The following is a 15,673-nucleotide window of genomic DNA, read 5'->3' on the forward strand; positions in this document are numbered from 1 at the left end:
CCCTTGCCTGGCGTGTCCATGCCTTGGATAGGGTGACCTCGCGACCGGTGACCCGGACTTGACCACTCCGAGCCTCCTGAGCGCGTGAACATCCAGGGGGACTTCCGCACACCGCACTCCGTGTCGCCCCCAGCCGTATGCACTGGCACGTGGGGGATCGAGTTGTGTCTCAGAAGCGGTGGTTCGTCGGTCCTGGACGCCCTCCCTCGCCTCCCCAAGGCGTCCCGCCCATCCCCTGACCACTTCCCCTGGAGCGGGCAGGCCCACCCACACCTGGTCGTCCAGGCGGGGAACCCATTCAACGAGAAACGGGGAAGTCTCTCTTGAGACGCAGAAGACGAACGCTCATTTCCGCGGCCGCCACGCTGACTTCGGCCGCCCTCACTGGCGGGCTGCTGCAAGCCCTGCCCGCCGCCGCCGTCCCCAAGCCGAACTCCAGTGCAAGCACAGGCGAGTCGGCACGACGCGGAGGTGTCAGCGACCCCGACCACACCCTTGGCAAGGGATGGCGGACCTCCGCGGACCGTGCCGTTACGGCAGCGGCCGACAGCGACGGCTTGCACATCCTGGTCGCCGACAGCACGAAGGCGTACCAGTGGAAGACCGCGGCGGTCCTCTCGGAGCCGGGCATGCCCGCGGACACCTGGATCGGCAACCAGTGCGTCATGGATCACGACCATGTCGCTGCCGTGTACGCGCCGCGCACGTTCACGAACAAGCCGGACCTGATGCAGGGCGGCGCCTTCGCGGCGGTCGTGAACCTCAGCACCGGCCAGGTGACGAAGCTGTCGTTCACCGCATCGCTGGCGTACTTCGACCCGTCGTGTGATCCGGGCACGCACACCGCGGCGTTCACCGCGTTCCGCGACATGAACGACGCGGCCAGGACCATGACCCGGGTCATGACGGTGAACACCGCCGGCAAGACCATCAGCAAAGCCGCGGCGAAGGGGGAGATCACCAGCGCCGTCCCGGTCAAGAATGGCGTGGTCGCCGCCCTGGGCCGCCGACTGGTCCGTCTCGACCGCTCCGGCAAGGTCAGCAATCTGCTCACCACGAGCGGGGTGGCCTTCGACCTCCACCCGGTCAGAGGCGGAAAAGTCGCCTTCGTCGAACGCGACGGCGCCACGAGGGCGCGTGCCAGGGTGTGGGGCGGAAACGGCGACGCGGCTGCCACGATCGCCAGCGGCAGGCTCGGCGACCTCGACCTGAAGCGCGGCGGGGCCGCGCAGGTGTTCCTCACCGGCCATCCCGTCAGCACCTCCGACACCGCGGGTAGCGGGATCACCCGCGTCAACGCCCCGGCTGACACGGACATCTCCAGTCAGGGACGGCTGGCCGTCGACCCCGTCCTCACTCCCGGTGTCCGAGCGGGAATCGAGCGGGTCAAGAACGCCGGCAAGGGTTTCGGCAAGACCGAACCCGCCGCGCAGTCCACCCCGGCACAGGCGCCCGGCGCCCTTGTGCCGGACACGCCGGTGACGGTCACCTCCACCGCCACCACCACCGGTGAGAAGATCAGCCAGAAGGTCGCCGCCGTCACCAACTCCGCCGGCGGCGACGGCTTGTCGCCCGCCCTCACCTCCGGCGGCAGCCCCCGCACGGCCGCGGGCAAGCACACGCGGCTCAAAAAACGGATCGGGGGCGCGAACGTGTCGCACGACCCCACCGACCCCGACCGCTGGTGCGCCATCTCCCGCAACGACGTCAAGGCGCAGGCTCTTCAGCCCACCCCCAACCAGGTCGAGTGGGCCGTCGACATGGCCGTACGCGGCAAACTGCACGCCGGCTCCATCCGGCAGGGCGGGTACCGCAACCAGACCGGCATGAGCAGTATCGACCCGCAGGGCCTGTTCCCCGCGCCCACCCTGACCGGACCGAAGGACGCGCGGATCCCGGCCAACGTGATGCTCGGCATCATGGCCCAGGAGTCCAACCTGTGGCAGGCCGAATCCGGTGCCATTCCCGGCCAGATGGGCAGTCCGCTGGCGGCGGTCGACGGCTACTACGGACACAAGATCGACCCGGGGAACCCTGAGTCGTACTGGAGCATCAACTGGGACAAGTCCGACTGCGGCTACGGCGTCGGACAGGTCACCGACGGCATGCGCCTGGCCGGACACGAGAAGCCGCACGAGACCAGCCTGAAGCAGGCTGTGCAGATGGCCGTCGCCGTCGACTACGCGACCAACATCGCCGCTTCCTTGAAGATCCTCGCCGACAAGTGGAACGAGGTCCACAAGGCCGGCCAGACGATCACCGTCAACAACGACGACCCGGCCTACGTCGAGAACTGGTTCACCGCGGTGTGGAACTACAACCTCGGCTTCAACCCGCCCTCCGACGCCTCGAAGAACGACGGGCACTGGGGGCTCGGCTGGTACAACAACCCGGCCAACCCGCTCTACAAGAACAGCTGGAACCACCCGTTCATGGACACGGACGTGGACGGCCCCGAGGCCAACCATGACGCCGCGCACCCGCAGGACTGGCCGTACGAGGAGAAGGTGATGGGCTGGGCCGCCTGGTCCATCGACACCGGCTACTCCTACGCCACCAACGGCCGCCAGGACTGGAAGGGCGACCCCGGATTCTCCTCGGCGGGCTTCCGGCCGGCCTGGTGGAACACCACGCCCGCACGCAGCCAGGTCTCGCCGCCGCTGGTCACCTTCTGCAACACCGACAACAACTGTGACCCGACCAAGCCGCCGAACTGCGGCACGGAAAACTGTTACAAGCAGTTCTGGTTCAACAAGCCCAATGTGGCGTGGAAGAAGAACTGTGCCACCGAGTGCGGGCACGAACTGATCAAGTACCAGACGGAGATCCCGGAGCCGGGGCGTGGCTACCGCCTCAAGAACGGTGCGGCCGTCTGCTCCGGTGAACCGACCGGCTCGCATGTCGTCGCCACCGTCCCGAACACCACCGAGACATGGAGCGACTGCGGCCAGGCCACCTCGTCCGGCGCCTTCCAGTTCACGTTCAACCCCGACACGCTGGGGACCCACTACGAGGCGAGAGCCGACCTGCACCAGATCGGCGGCGGCTACGGCGGTCACTACTGGTACACGCACACCCGTGACGAGGACCATCTCGGCGGCCCCGACGGCCTGATGGACATCGACGCCAAGTGGACGCTCGGTGAGAAGATGGACCTGGCCCAGGTCTGGGCCTACATCCCCGACACCGGCGCCCAGACCAAGCGGGCGCACTACGTCGTCAACGGGGCGTCCGGTGGTCCCTACGACCGCTACGTCGACCAGAACGGCAACAACGGCAAGTGGGTGTCCCTGGGCGCCTACAAGTTCACCTCCACCCCGAGCGTGACCCTGTCGAACTTCACGCCCGACGGCACCGGCGACGACGACATCGCCTTCGGCGCCATGGCCTTCCAGCCCGTCAAGGGCACGTTCGTCCGGCGCACCCTGACCGCGGCCGCGGTCTTCGACCCGAACCAGGAGCTCAACCAGAACTGGCCGGTGGCCAACGAGATCGACACCCCCCTGCGCTCCATGAAGTCGCTGTACGAGTGGGCGCTGGGCCGCGCCGACGAAGGCCACCTGTGGGACAACGACGACCCGTCGGTGCGCACACAGGGCCTCATCTCCTGGCCTCGGTGCACGGGCGGGGTGTCCGAGGACTGCACCGGCCAGAAGACCTGGGACGCGGCCAAGGTCTGGGCCGACGACATCAAGGCCGGCGGTTACACACCGAATGCCGACGGCTCGGCACCGGCCATGTCGATCCCTGTCTGGATGGGCATGGCCAATCAGCGGCCCAACCCGTCGCTGCCCGCGAGCCAGGCGTACCAGGGGAACAACAGCTACAAGATCAAGAGCGATGTCGTCGTGACCTTCGTCACCGACGGCAACGGGAAGATCATTCCGGGCAGCGAGGGCTCGAACTACAGGGTTCGTGTCGGCAACGCCCACCTCCCCACCTTCGTGACCAGCATCATGAAGGGCATCGAGGCCGACTACGGCATCCCGAAGCCGGACATCGACTACACCACCCAGGACGCGCTCGAATACGGCAACGTCATGACGTCCCACCCGTACACAGACGGTGACACACCGGGGCAGGCCTACTTCCCGCACTTCCGGGGTGCGCGCCTGAACGCGGACCACACGTGCGTTGACTTCCGGGCGATCGGCGGCGGCGTACACGGCTACCGGGCCATGATCGGCCACAAGTACATCAACGACAACGTCAAGGCATGGGTCGACAAGATCAACTCCAGCCCCGACACCAACTACGGCGTGCGCCAGTTCGCCGGAGACATCTACTCGATGTTCTTCAAGAACACCGGCGACTGGAATAAGAACATGTGGGGATCGCTGATCGGCAACGCTCCGCCGATCTGGCAGGACATCGCGGCCGCGTTCTGCGCCGACGGCAGCGTCAAGCCGGCCCACCAACAGGACGATCGTGATGCCACGCCCTCAAACGGCATCGTCTACCAGAGCTACATGCCCGATCTGTACCTGTACATCGACGACAAGATGACAGACAATCTGGGACACCCCTCGAGCACCAGAATCAGGGGAGGGGACTGGAGAAACTTCTCAAACGTCCCCGTGCCGCTCGAAAAGGGAAACGCCTACGGTACCTGCGGCGCCTCGGACCGTGGCAGCGGCGGTAATCCCTGGGGCGTCCAGCCGCCGGTTCCCCTTTACGGAGACGGCCCTGGAAACCGTCCGACAAGCGTCGTCCACTGCGACGACCCGGGCACGAATTTCACTGATAATCTGACACCCTGACCATGGGTGATCCAATTCCCCGGGGCCGCTCCCGACTCGGTTCGGCCCCGGGGTCTCAACAGGGAGAGACAGCGTGGGATCAGGCCTCAGCTTCATATTCATCCCGCTGTTCCTCTACGTGTCACTGGTCGTGATCTTGTGCGTGAAGATCGCCGACAACACGTCCTGGAAAATGGGGTGGCTGTTCGCGGCGGCTCTCATCTTCTTTCCCGCAGGCCTCCTCACCGTGGTCGGCATGTACGAATCCGGCGCCTGGTAGGGCCGGAGAAACAGGTGAAACTCCTCATCATCACGCTGTCCGTCGTGTTCCTGGGCGCAGCTTATGCATGGCCAGTAATTCCGCTGCTCGTCTACCCGTTGAACCGACGGCGTGGCTTCTGGGCCGCCCTCTACTGCTGCGCCGCGGCAGTCTTCTTCGGAACGGCATTCCGGTACACCGACCGGTTCATGGTGAGCGACTTCTTCGAAGCGGCGGTGTACACCTCCGCCGTTCGGGCGATCGCGGAAGCGACAGGCGTACTCGACAAGCCTCGCCACACCTGGCGGTCGCGCCGCCGTGAGCGTGAGAGCGCCAGGTGAGAGAAAGGCGCGGGTGCGCGGCGCGACCGTCGGGAATACACCGCCTCTGCACCCGGAAGAAGCTCATCGGCGCATTCTTCGGATGCGTCCTGCTGTGCAGCGAAGACACCGGAGATAAATCCCGTTGACCGTTTCTCCGGTCACGCTGTAGAAAATGATCACACACTGATCTGGTTTTTTTCTGGAGGTAATTGCATGGCTATCAAAGCGAAGTTCGGCATGCTCGCGGCCGGCCTGGGTATCGCTCTGGGGCTCGGGGCGGTTCCCGCGCACGCCGCGGGCAGCACCTACTACGGAACGTGCAACACCAAGGGTGCCAGCGGTTCCATAGCAACCAGCGGGTGGCAACGCGGCGTCGGCCAGAAGTCGGTGCCGTCCATCACGCTCAAGGTCTATGACGAGCTCCCGGACGGCGACCATGCGAGCATCCGCGCGGTGGCGTACTACGCCGACGGCTCCAAGGGGTACTACCCCTGGCACTCGGACTACGACGGCTACGGCACCTACAAGGAGTTCGACACGTCCATCGCCGCGGGCAGCAAGGGGATCTGGGACCTCGGCATCGAGGTCGCCCGATACGACGGCTCCAAACAGCTGAACTACTGCTCGGCCATCGTCTCCTGACGTCTGCTCCGCCGTCACCCGTACGCCGTCCGCGGCTCCTGCCCCGAGCACCGGCTCGGGGCACAGCGGATCGACGGCATCGTCGAGAACGTGAGGGGCGCCCGGGAATGTCCCGGGCGCCCCTCACGTGTGCGTTCCGACTGCCTACTGGCCGAAGTTCCGGCCGCCGCCCGGGTCGATCGGGTCCTGGGTGATCTCGCCCGTCGGCGTCTGCGTCGGCGTCTGCGTGGGGGTCTGCGTCGGCGTCTGCGTGGGGGTCCGGGTCGGCGTCTGCGTCGGCGTCTTCGACGGTGGCGCGGAACTGGTCGGCGGCTTGCTGGTCGGCGTGTGCGACGGCGTCTGGGACGGGGTCTGGCTGTGGGTCGGGGTCTGTGTCGGCTGGACGGCCGCGCCCTGGGTGGTGTCCAGGTCGAACTTCGACTTGCTCGTGACGCTGAAGGTGTACGCCGCCCAGATCTGCGCCGGGTAGCCACCGCCGTTGACGCGGCCGGGGCCGCCGGTGGGACTGAGCAGGCCGCCCGCGCCCGTCAGGGAGACGTGTGCCTTGCTCTTCGCGTCCTCGCCGAAGAGGCCGACGGAGGTGACCAGGTCGGGCGTGTAGCCGGTGAACCAGGCGGACTTGTCCTCGTCGGAGGTTCCGGTCTTGCCGGCCACCTGCTGGCCGTCGCGCAGCGGGTTGTCGGCCACGTGCTCCCTGGCCGTACCGTCGTCGACCACGCCGGTCAGCACGGAGGTCACGGTGTCGGCGGCGGTCCGGCTGATCACCTGACCGCCGACCGGGTCGGGGACCCGGACCGAACGGGTGCTCTGCTCGGCCGACTTGAGGATGCTCGGCGTCACCTTGTCGCCGTGGTTGGCGAGGGTGGCGTAGATCCCGGCCATCTCCAGCGGGCTGGCGCCCATGGAGCCGAGGGTCTGGGCGGGCACCGGGTCCATGCCCGTGGTGTCCATGCCGAGCTGATGGGCCGTGCTCATGACCTTCTTCATGCCCACGTCCACGCCCATCTGCGCGAAGACGGAGTTCACGGAGTTGTTCATGGCCTGCTGGACGGTGATGGGGCCGTAGTCGTGATCGTCCTCGTTCGGCGGGCCGAAGCCGACCTTGCTGCCGTGGTCCACGACCTGACGGCCGCTGGTGCCGTCGTAGACCGTGTTGGCGGTGATGGGCCGGCCGTCCTGCGTGGTGGCGTTGTTCTCGAGGGCGGCGGCGAGGATGACCGGCTTGAACGTCGAGGCGGGCTGGTAGTCCCGGCGGGTGGCGTTGTCGGTCCAGTGCTTGAAGAGGCCCTCGCCCCCGTACAGGGCGAGGATCTTGCCGGTCTTGGGGTCCACCGACACCGCACCGGCCTGCACGTTGGCGTCGGCCTTGCGCTTCTTCGGGTGCAGGTTGCCGGTCAGCTGGGATTTGACGGCCTGCTCCAGCTCGGCCTGCTTCTTCTTGTCGATGTTCAGCGTGATGGTCCAGCCGCGGTCGACCACCTCGGCCTCCGCCTGGGAGCGGGTGATGTTCTCCTGCTGCATCAGCTGCTGTTCGAGCTGCTGGTTGGCGAGATCGACCAGGTAGCCCTTCTGCCCGTCGAGGCCCGGTGCCGCCTTGGGCTCCTTCGGGTACGGGAACGTCATGGCCTGCCGCTTGGCCGGGTCCAGCCAGTGCTGCTTGACCATGTTGTCCAGGACGTAGTTCCAGCGGGCCTGCACCAGCTTCTTGCCGGTGTCGGTCGCGACGGCCCAGTCGTACTGGCTCGGCGCCTGGAGGAGGGCGGCGAGGTAGGCGCCCTGCGCGACCGAGAGCCTGTCGGCGTCGACGCGGTAGTAGGCCTGCGCGGCGGCCTGGATGCCGTAGGCGCCCCGGCCGTAGTAGCTGGTGTTGATGTAGCCCGCGAGGATCTGGTCCTTGCTCATCTTCTGGTCGACCTTCAAGGAGATGACCATCTCCTGCAGCTTGCGGCTGACGGTCTGGTTCTGGTTGAGGTAGTAGTTCTTGACGTACTGCTGAGTGATCGTGGAGCCGCCCTGGGCGCCACGGCCCATCGCCGTGTTGTACAGACCGCGGGCCAGGCCTTTGAGGTCGATGCCGGAGTCCGTGTAGAAGGTCTTGTTCTCGGCGGCGACGAAGGTGTGCTGGACGTCCTTGGGCACCCTCGACAGGTCCACGCTCTCGCGGTTGGTCTTGCCGACGCGGGCCATGATCGAGCCGTCGCTGTACTTGTAGATGTTGCTCTGCTGCTTGGCGGCGGCGTTGCCCTGGGGGACGTCGACGATCATGTACAGGGCGATGAAGCCGCCGATGCCGAGCAGGCACAGGCCGAAGAACGTGCCGAGGATCTTCTTCCAGGGGAAGAGGCGGCGTATGCGGCCCTTGGGCGGCTTGGCGGCCTTGCCGGCGGCCCTGCGGCCCGGGGCGGGCCCGGCGCTGCCGCCGGGCGCGGGCGTGGCGCCGCCCGCGGGGGCGGAACGGCGGCGCCTGGGCGCCGCGCGGCGGCCACCGCGCTGTCGCGCTCGTCTCTCTTCCGCTCGTCCCATGAGTCCCTTCGCTCCGCTTCCGTCTCGGGGTCAGCTCCGAAAGCTAACATCCGCCTATATGACAAAGGACGTCCGATCCGTTCTTTTACGGACGTGAGAATCAGCACCTGCTCCAAGGGAACCGACGGATCTGGAGGCCGGGAGGTTGCCCCGGCGACGGCAACAACCCGGAAAAGCCCGCCGCCTTCCCGCCTGTTCCACAACCGTGACAATCGGCCGCCACCTGCGCGGCGGTACACCGGGCCATGATCTCCACACTCCGCGTATACATCCGGCGTATACACCGTGTGTAGAGTGCGCTGCATGTCCATCGGTCACACCCTTCTGGGACTCCTGGAGTCCGGCCCGCGCCACGGCTACGACCTGAAGCGGGCGTTCGACGAGAAGTTCGGTCACGACCGGCCGCTGCACTACGGCCAGGTCTACTCGACGATGTCGCGGCTGCTGAAGCACGGCCTCGTCGAAGTCGACGGCATCGAGGCCGGCGGCGGTCCCGAGCGCAAGCGGTACGCCATCACCGACGCCGGCATCACCGACGTCGAGCGCTGGCTCGCGACCCCGGAGAAGCCCGAGGAATACCTCCAGTCGACCCTGTACACCAAGGTCGTCCTCGCGCTGCTGACCCACCGCGACGCCGCCACCATCCTCGACGCCCAGCGCGCCGAGCACCTGCGCAGCATGCGGATCCTGACCGACCGCAAGCGCAAGGGCGACCTCGCGGACCAGCTGATCTGCGACCACGCCCTGTTCCACCTGGAGGCCGACCTGCGCTGGCTGGAGCTGACGGCGGCCCGCCTGGACAAGCTCCGCGCGGAGGTGGCCCGGTGACCGCTCCCGCCGGCTCCCTGCTCGCCGCCGAGGACCTGCACAAGGCCTACGGCCCCACCGTCGCCCTCGACGGCGCCGAGTTCTCCATCCACCCCGGCGAGGTCGTCGCCGTGATGGGCCCCTCCGGCTCCGGCAAGTCGACGCTGCTGCACTGCCTCGCCGGCATCGTGCCGCCCGACTCCGGGTCCATCACCTACGACGGCCGTGAGCTGACCGGGATGAGCGACGCCCAGCGCAGTGCGCTCAGGCGCTCCGAGTTCGGGTTCGTCTTCCAGTTCGGCCAGCTGGTGCCGGAGCTGACCTGCGCCGAGAACGTGGCCCTGCCGCTGCGGCTGAACGGCACGTCCCGCAGGGCGGCCGAGAAGGCGGCGCTGGGCTGGATGGAACGCCTGGAGGTCGACGACCTGAAGGACAAACGGCCCGGCGAGGTCTCCGGCGGCCAGGGGCAGCGCGTCGCGGTGGCGCGGGCGCTGGTCACCGGGCCCCGCGTGATCTTCGCCGACGAGCCGACCGGCGCGCTCGACTCCCTCAACGGCGAGCGCGTGATGGAGCTGCTGACCGACGCGGCCCGCTCCACCAACGCGGCCGTCGTGCTGGTCACGCACGAGGCCCGGGTGGCCGCGTACTCGGACCGCGAGATCGTCGTACGCGACGGCAGGTCCCGGGACATGGAGCGCGCGATATGAACGCGCGGCAGTGGTCCCGCGATCTGCGCATGGGCGTCCGGTTCGCCTTCACCGGCGGGCGCGAGGGGTGGATCCGGGTGCTGCTGACGGCGGTCGGCGTCGGCCTCGGCGTGGCGCTGCTGCTGCTGACGACCGCGATCCCGAACGCGCTCGCGGTCCGCGACCAGCGCAACCAGGACCGCCGGGACTACACCTACGGCGCCTACCAGCCCAAGGGCGCGAACACCCTGGTGATCTCCGACGCCGACGGCACCTTCCGCGGCAGCGACGTGCGCGGCCGGCTGGTGGAGCCCGAGGGTCCGCGCGCCCCGCTCCCGCCGGGCCTCACCAAGTACCCCGCGCCGGGCGAGATGGTCGTCTCCCCCGCACTGAAGCGCCTGCTCGGCTCCGCGGACGGCAAGCTGCTGCGCGAGCGGCTGCCGTACCGGATCGTCGGGACCATCGCCGAACGCGGACTCGTCGGCTCCCAGGAACTCGCCTACTACGCCGGCGCCAAGGACCTCGCCCCGCGCATCAACGGCTGGCGGACGGCCCGCATCACCCACTTCGGGCCGCAGCCGGCGGCCCAGCGGGACGGATTCGACCCGGTGCTGATCCTGCTGGTGCTGGTCGTCTTCGTGGTGCTGCTGACGCCGGTCGCCGTGTTCATCGCCGCGGCCGTGCGGTTCGGCGGCGAGCGGCGCGACCGCAGGCTGGCCGCGCTGCGGCTGGTGGGTTCCGACAGCGGGATGACCCGGCGGATCGCGGCCGGCGAGGCGCTCGCCGGGTCCCTGGTCGGGCTGGTCTTCGGCACCGGCTTCTTCCTGCTCGGCCGGCAGTTCGCGGGCTCGGTCGAGATCATGGACATCAGCGTGTTCCCCGACTACCTCGACCCCTCGCCCGCACTGGCCGCGCTGGTCGCCCTCGCCGTTCCGGCGGCGGCGGTGCTGGTGACGCTGTTCGCGCTGCGCGGGGTGGTGATCGAGCCGCTGGGCGTGGTCCGTACGGCCCGGCCCGCCCGCCGCCGGCTGTCGTGGCGGCTGCTGCTGCCGCTGGGCGGCATCGCCTGCCTCGCGCCGATGATCGGACAGGGCCGCGACAACGGCGCCTTCAACGAGTACCTGGTGATCGGCGGCGTCCTGCTGCTGCTCGTCGGCGTCACCGCGCTGCTGCCGTGGGTGGTCGAGGCCGTCGTGGCCCGGCTCGGACGCGGCGGGGTGTCCTGGCAACTGGCCGTACGGCGGCTGCAGTTGAACAGCGGCTCGGCGGCGCGCATGGTGAACGGCATCGCGGTCGCGGTGGCCGGTGCGATCGCGCTGCAGATGCTGTTCGCGGGCATCCAGGGCGACTACACCAAGCAGACCCACCAGGACCCCAGTCAGTGGCAGATGCAGGTCAACCTCTCGCGGGGCATCCCCTTCGCGCCGGCCACACAGGCCTTCGGCTCGACGAAGGGCGTCCGCCAGGCCGTCGCGCTCGGCAGCACCGAACTGGGCGACGGGCGCTGGAGCCCCGACAAGGGCCCGGCCAACAGCGTCGACCTCACCGTCGGCAGCTGCGCCGCGCTGCGCACGGTGGCCGATCTGCCGTCCTGCCGCGACGGGGACGCCTTCGTGGCGAAGGGCGGGGAACGGGACTCCGCCGTGGACGCGCTCGTCCGGCCGGGCCGCAGCCTGCACCTCAACACGAGCGACCCTGTGGGGCGCGGGCCCGACATCCGGTGGACCGTGCCGCACGGGCTGAAGCAGGCCCGCGCGATCAAGGGGCCGAACGGCATCGCGGACAGCGAGGTGCTGATGACCCCGGCCGCGCTGTCCGGCCGCATGGCCGGCGTACTGACCGGGTCGGTGTACCTCAGGCTCGACGAGACGGTGCCGGACGTGCACGAGTACGTCCGCAACACCGCGGCCCGCATCGACCCGTTGGCGGACGCGATGGTGTGGGCGTCCACCGAGCGGTCGCAGAAGTTCACCTCGATCCGCACCGGCACGTCCGTCGGCGCCGTCTGCGTGCTGACGCTGATCGGGCTGAGCCTGCTCGTCTCCCAGCTGGAGCAACTGCGCGAGCGGCGCAAGCTGTTGTCCTCGCTGGTCGCCTTCGGCACCCGGCGGCGCACCCTGAGCCTGTCGGTGCTGTGGCAGACGTCGATCCCGATCGCCCTCGGCCTGCTGCTCGCCGCCGCCGTGGGGCTCACGCTGGGCACGGTGCTGCTGAAGATGGCGGGCGCGTCGGTCGGCGTGGACTGGCCGAGCCTGCTGGCGATGACGGGGGCCGGGGCCGCGGTGGTCCTCGCGGTGACCCTGCTCAGCCTGCCGCCGCTGGTACGGATGATGCGGCCGGAGGGGCTGCGTACGGAATAGCCGCGCCGCTTCGGGGAGGGAGGTGCGGGAGGACACGCGGCTGCGGGCCGGTGGGGGCTGGTCGCGCCCGCGCGGCGGAGCCGCACATCGGACACAGCCCCGCGCCCCTCAAGGCGCTTCCAGCACCCGGACCGGCAGCGCGCCCAGCGCCCCGCGCAGCGCGGCAGCCAGCTCCTCGTACTCCGCGGAGCGTGCCGCGCCCGCGCGCATGGCGAAGGCGACGCGCCGGCTCGGGGCCGGCTCGGCGAAGTACCCGGTGAGCAACTGGCTGCTGCGCGTCGTCTCCAGCTTCAGGGCCGTACGCGGCAGCAGCGTGCAGCCGAGGCCGCCCGCGACCAGCTGGACCAGCGTGGACAGCCCGGCGGCCGTGGTGGTGACCGGCGCGCCCTCCCGTCGCCCGCCACCACCCCCAACCGAGGGGCTTCGCCCCGCCCCCTTGAATCCCAGGCCCGCTTCCCGGCAGATGTCCAGGGCCTGGTCGCGCAGGCAGTGGCCCTCGTCCAGGAGGAGCAGGTTCAGCTCCTTCAGTGCCTCGCGGGGGATGCCCTCGCGGCCGCCGAGCCGGTGGCCGAGCGGGGTGACCAGCACGAAGTCCTCGTCGAACAGGGGGAGTTCGACGACTCCGGGCACGCCGAGCGGCACCGCGAGCAGCAGCAGGTCGAGACGGCCGGAGTTCAGGCCGTCGACCAGGCTGGCGGTCTGCTCCTCGTGCACCTGCAGGTCGAGGTGCGGATAGCGTTCGTGGACCAGCCGCAGCACGGTCGGCAGCAGGTACGGCGCGACCGTGGGGATCACCCCGAGGCGCAGGACGCCCGTGAACGGCGCCCGGACCGCCTCGGCCTCCTCCAGCAGTGCCCCGACCGCGTCCAGCACCGCCTTCGCCCGCACGGCGAGCCGCTCGCCGGCGGGCGAGAGCAGCACCTTGCGCGTCGTACGCTCGAGGAGGGTCACCCCGAGGGTCTCCTCCAGCGCCGAGACCGCTCCGGACAGGGCGGGCTGGCTCATCCCGATGGCGGCCGCCGCGTCCCGGAAGTGCAGATGCTCGGCCACGGCGGCGAAGGCACGCAGTTGCGCGAGGCTCGGCTGCCTCCGCTTTCCATTACTCACGGTCACTGATAGCTACCTCCGATCAACTCGACCGATTGTAGCTATTTCACGAATCAATGCACCCTGTGCCACCATCGGCGACGTCCAACCCATGGGATGGACCCTCACGAGGGGTCCTTCCTCGCTGCAAGGAGAGCGTGTGCTCACTGTCGGTGACAAGTTCCCCGAGTTCGAACTGACCGCCTGCGTCTCGCTGGAGAAGGGCAAGGAGTTCGAGCAGATCCACCACAAGTCCTACGAGGGCAAGTGGCTGGTCGTGTTCGCGTGGCCGAAGGACTTCACCTTCGTCTGCCCGACCGAGATCGCCGCGTTCGGGAAGCTGAACGACGAGTTCGCCGACCGCGACGCCCAGATCCTCGGTTTCTCCGGCGACTCCGAGTTCGTCCACCACGCCTGGCGCAAGGACCACCCGGACCTGACCGACCTGCCGTTCCCGATGATGGCGGACCCCAAGCACGAGCTGATGCGCGACCTGGGCATCGAGGGCGAGGACGGCTTCGCGCAGCGCGCCGTCTTCATCGTCGACCCGAACCGCGAGATCCAGTTCACCATGGTCACCGCCGGTTCCGTGGGCCGTAACCCCAAGGAGGTCCTGCGGGTCCTGGACGCCCTGCAGACCGACGAGCTGTGCCCCTGCAACTGGAACAAGGGCGACGAGACCCTGGACCCGGTCGCGCTGCTGGCTGGTGAGTGACCCATGTCGCTCGACTCGCTGAAGTCCCGCCTCCCGGACTACGCCAAGGACCTGAAGCTCAACCTGGGCTCGGTCATCGGCAACTCCGACCTGCCCGCGCAGGCGCTGTGGGGCACGGTGCTGGCGACCGCCATCGCCTCACGGTCCCCGATCGTGCTGCGTGAGCTGGAGCCGGAGGCGAAGGCGAACCTGACGCCGGAGGCGTACCAGGCCGCCAAGGCGGCCGCCGCCGTCATGGCGATGAACAACGTCTTCTACCGGACGCGCCACCTGCTGTCGGACCACGAGTACGGCAACCTGCGGGCGGGTCTGCGGATGAACGTCATCGGCAACCCCGGTGTCGAGAAGGCCGACTTCGAGCTGTGGTCGTTCGCGGTCTCCGCGATCAACGGCTGCGGGATGTGCCTGGACTCGCACGAGCAGGTGCTACGCAAGGCCGGCGTCGAGCGCGAGGTCGTCCAGGAGGCCTTCAAGATCGCCTCGGTGATCCAGGCGGTCGGCGTCACCCTCGACGCGGAGGCGGTGCTGGCCGAGTCGGCCGGGTAACCCCGCCCCGGCGCATCACGGCCCCTGCCCAACCCCGGGCAGGGGCCGCTCCTTTGCGCACGTGACATGTACCACTGACTCGCGCGGGCCCGCGGACCGCGAGTGAACAAGAGGCCGCGGGATTGCCCGGTTTCTCCCTTCGGGCGAGGAAGGTCCACACGCGTAGTGTCATACCGGAATTCGTCTCTCCATATCGTCGTCGCACAGGTGATCGACAGCTGGGGAGACGATCTGGTTGGCTCGCGCTGACCACACTCTCCGCCACCGAAGCGCGTTTCGGCGGCGGTTGCACCCATGCATTGCAGGGGGACTCCATGTCAGTACGCAGCCATGTCCCGGCGCGGGCCGTGCTCGCCGCAGCCGCAGCCGGCCTGGGCATCCTCGGCGTGACCGCTCCGCAGGTCGCCGCCGCCGACCGGCCGGTGCCCAGCATCTCGGCCAAGGCCGACCAGTACACGAGGGCGATCGCAGCGGCCAAGCCCACCGCCGCCGCGGCAGGCGCGACGGTCTGCGGTACGGGCTACGCCCTCTACAAGGCGGACCAGCTGCCCGACGCCACGCGTTTCGCGACTCTCTTCGTGTACGTGAAGGGAAGCAACCCCGCGAGCAACGACGCCCCCACGTGCGCCATCCTCGACAACAACGCCTCCGGCGCCAAGTGGATGAAGATCAAGCTCTGCTCGAACTACATCGCGGAGGGCTGCGCGAGCGACTCGGGCGTCTACTCCCAGTACGCGGGCCCCGTCTACCGCAATCACGGCGGCTGCGGCACGGTCACCTCGTTGATGAGCTCGACCACCTCCAGCTCGGCCCCCCTGCTCGTCAACAACGTCCAGGACAGCACGAACTGCAACTAGCAGGTGCCGCGCGAACCGTGAACCGGGACTCCACGCATCGCGGCGTGGAGTCCCGCCTTGTTGCGCCTTGAAAGGGCGTGGAAATCGTTCTGCGACTCCACACCCCGGCCGGTTCCAAGGTCGTCGCCTC

12 protein-coding genes are annotated in these 15,673 nt (G+C 68.8%); 10 read left to right on the top strand and 2 right to left on the bottom strand.

Annotated elements, in window-relative coordinates; all coding sequences use genetic code 11:
- The first annotated feature begins 557 nt into the window (after positions 1-557).
- From OG956_RS12500 to OG956_RS12515, 4 genes are all read left to right on the top strand, one after another.
- A complete protein-coding gene (locus OG956_RS12500) occupies positions 558-4,760 on the top strand; it encodes a hypothetical protein (RefSeq protein ID WP_330338040.1) in 4,203 nt (1,400 codons plus the stop codon).
- 73 nt (positions 4,761-4,833) lie between these two features.
- A complete protein-coding gene (locus tag OG956_RS12505) occupies positions 4,834-5,019 on the top strand; it encodes a hypothetical protein (protein ID WP_330338041.1) in 186 nt (61 codons plus the stop codon).
- Positions 5,020-5,033: 14 nt separating this feature from the next.
- Complete coding sequence (locus OG956_RS12510; protein ID WP_330338042.1) at positions 5,034-5,339, top strand: hypothetical protein; 306 nt, start codon at positions 5,034-5,036, stop codon at positions 5,337-5,339.
- Between the two features lie 195 nt (positions 5,340-5,534).
- Positions 5,535-5,963 (top strand): hypothetical protein, encoded by a 429-nt coding sequence (locus tag OG956_RS12515; RefSeq protein ID WP_330338043.1) that lies wholly within the window; start codon positions 5,535-5,537, stop codon positions 5,961-5,963.
- Between the two features lie 144 nt (positions 5,964-6,107).
- On the opposite strand, the gene OG956_RS12520 is transcribed toward OG956_RS12515, so the two are convergent.
- Complete coding sequence (locus tag OG956_RS12520) at positions 6,108-8,486, bottom strand: transglycosylase domain-containing protein (RefSeq protein ID WP_330338044.1); 2,379 nt, start codon at positions 8,484-8,486, stop codon at positions 6,108-6,110.
- Between the two features lie 303 nt (positions 8,487-8,789).
- Between OG956_RS12520 and OG956_RS12525 the strand changes: the two genes are divergently transcribed.
- The 3 genes from OG956_RS12525 to OG956_RS12535 are packed head-to-tail and all read left to right on the top strand — an operon-like array spanning position 8,790 to position 12,339.
- Positions 8,790-9,314 (top strand): PadR family transcriptional regulator, encoded by a 525-nt coding sequence (locus tag OG956_RS12525; RefSeq protein ID WP_330338045.1) that lies wholly within the window; start codon positions 8,790-8,792, stop codon positions 9,312-9,314.
- A complete protein-coding gene (locus OG956_RS12530; RefSeq protein WP_330338046.1) occupies positions 9,311-10,000 on the top strand; it encodes an ABC transporter ATP-binding protein in 690 nt (229 codons plus the stop codon). The genes OG956_RS12525 and OG956_RS12530 overlap by 4 nt, the downstream gene beginning before the upstream one ends.
- Positions 9,997-12,339 (top strand): FtsX-like permease family protein, encoded by a 2,343-nt coding sequence (locus OG956_RS12535; protein WP_330338047.1) that lies wholly within the window; start codon positions 9,997-9,999, stop codon positions 12,337-12,339. Before OG956_RS12530 ends, OG956_RS12535 begins: the two co-directional genes overlap by 4 nt.
- 108 nt (positions 12,340-12,447) lie before the next feature.
- On the opposite strand, the gene OG956_RS12540 is transcribed toward OG956_RS12535, so the two are convergent.
- The gene (locus OG956_RS12540; protein WP_330338048.1) at positions 12,448-13,452 is read right to left on the bottom strand and encodes a hydrogen peroxide-inducible genes activator; all 1,005 of its coding nucleotides are present in this window, start codon (positions 13,450-13,452) and stop codon (positions 12,448-12,450) included.
- Between the two features lie 133 nt (positions 13,453-13,585).
- Here OG956_RS12540 and OG956_RS12545 point away from each other — a divergent pair, with 133 nt between their 5' ends.
- From OG956_RS12545 to OG956_RS12555, 3 genes are all read left to right on the top strand, one after another.
- On the top strand, positions 13,586-14,140 hold the full coding sequence (locus OG956_RS12545) for a peroxiredoxin (RefSeq protein WP_330338049.1): 555 nt from the start codon (positions 13,586-13,588) through the stop codon (positions 14,138-14,140).
- A 3-nt stretch (positions 14,141-14,143) separates the two neighbouring features.
- Positions 14,144-14,686 (top strand): alkyl hydroperoxide reductase, encoded by a 543-nt coding sequence (locus tag OG956_RS12550; RefSeq protein WP_330338050.1) that lies wholly within the window; start codon positions 14,144-14,146, stop codon positions 14,684-14,686.
- Between the two features lie 314 nt (positions 14,687-15,000).
- Positions 15,001-15,543 carry a hypothetical protein gene (locus OG956_RS12555; protein WP_330338051.1) on the top strand — a complete coding sequence of 181 codons (543 nt, stop codon included), beginning with the start codon at positions 15,001-15,003 and terminating at the stop codon, positions 15,541-15,543.
- Positions 15,544-15,673: the final 130 nt, after the last annotated feature.

The sequence above is a fragment of the Streptomyces sp. NBC_00557 genome, assembly GCF_036345995.1.
In the GTDB taxonomy this organism is placed as follows: Bacteria; Actinomycetota; Actinomycetes; order Streptomycetales; family Streptomycetaceae; genus Streptomyces.

Coding starts and splice junctions, on each gene's coding strand:
- OG956_RS12520 (WP_330338044.1), bottom strand. CDS start 8,486: ATGGGACGAGCGGAAGAGAGACGAGCGCGACAGCGCGGTGGCCGCCGC.
- OG956_RS12525 (WP_330338045.1), top strand. CDS start 8,790: ATGTCCATCGGTCACACCCTTCTGGGACTCCTGGAGTCCGGCCCGCGC.
- OG956_RS12515 (WP_330338043.1), top strand. CDS start 5,535: ATGGCTATCAAAGCGAAGTTCGGCATGCTCGCGGCCGGCCTGGGTATC.
- OG956_RS12550 (WP_330338050.1), top strand. CDS start 14,144: ATGTCGCTCGACTCGCTGAAGTCCCGCCTCCCGGACTACGCCAAGGAC.
- OG956_RS12555 (WP_330338051.1), top strand. CDS start 15,001: ATGTCAGTACGCAGCCATGTCCCGGCGCGGGCCGTGCTCGCCGCAGCC.
- OG956_RS12535 (WP_330338047.1), top strand. CDS start 9,997: ATGAACGCGCGGCAGTGGTCCCGCGATCTGCGCATGGGCGTCCGGTTC.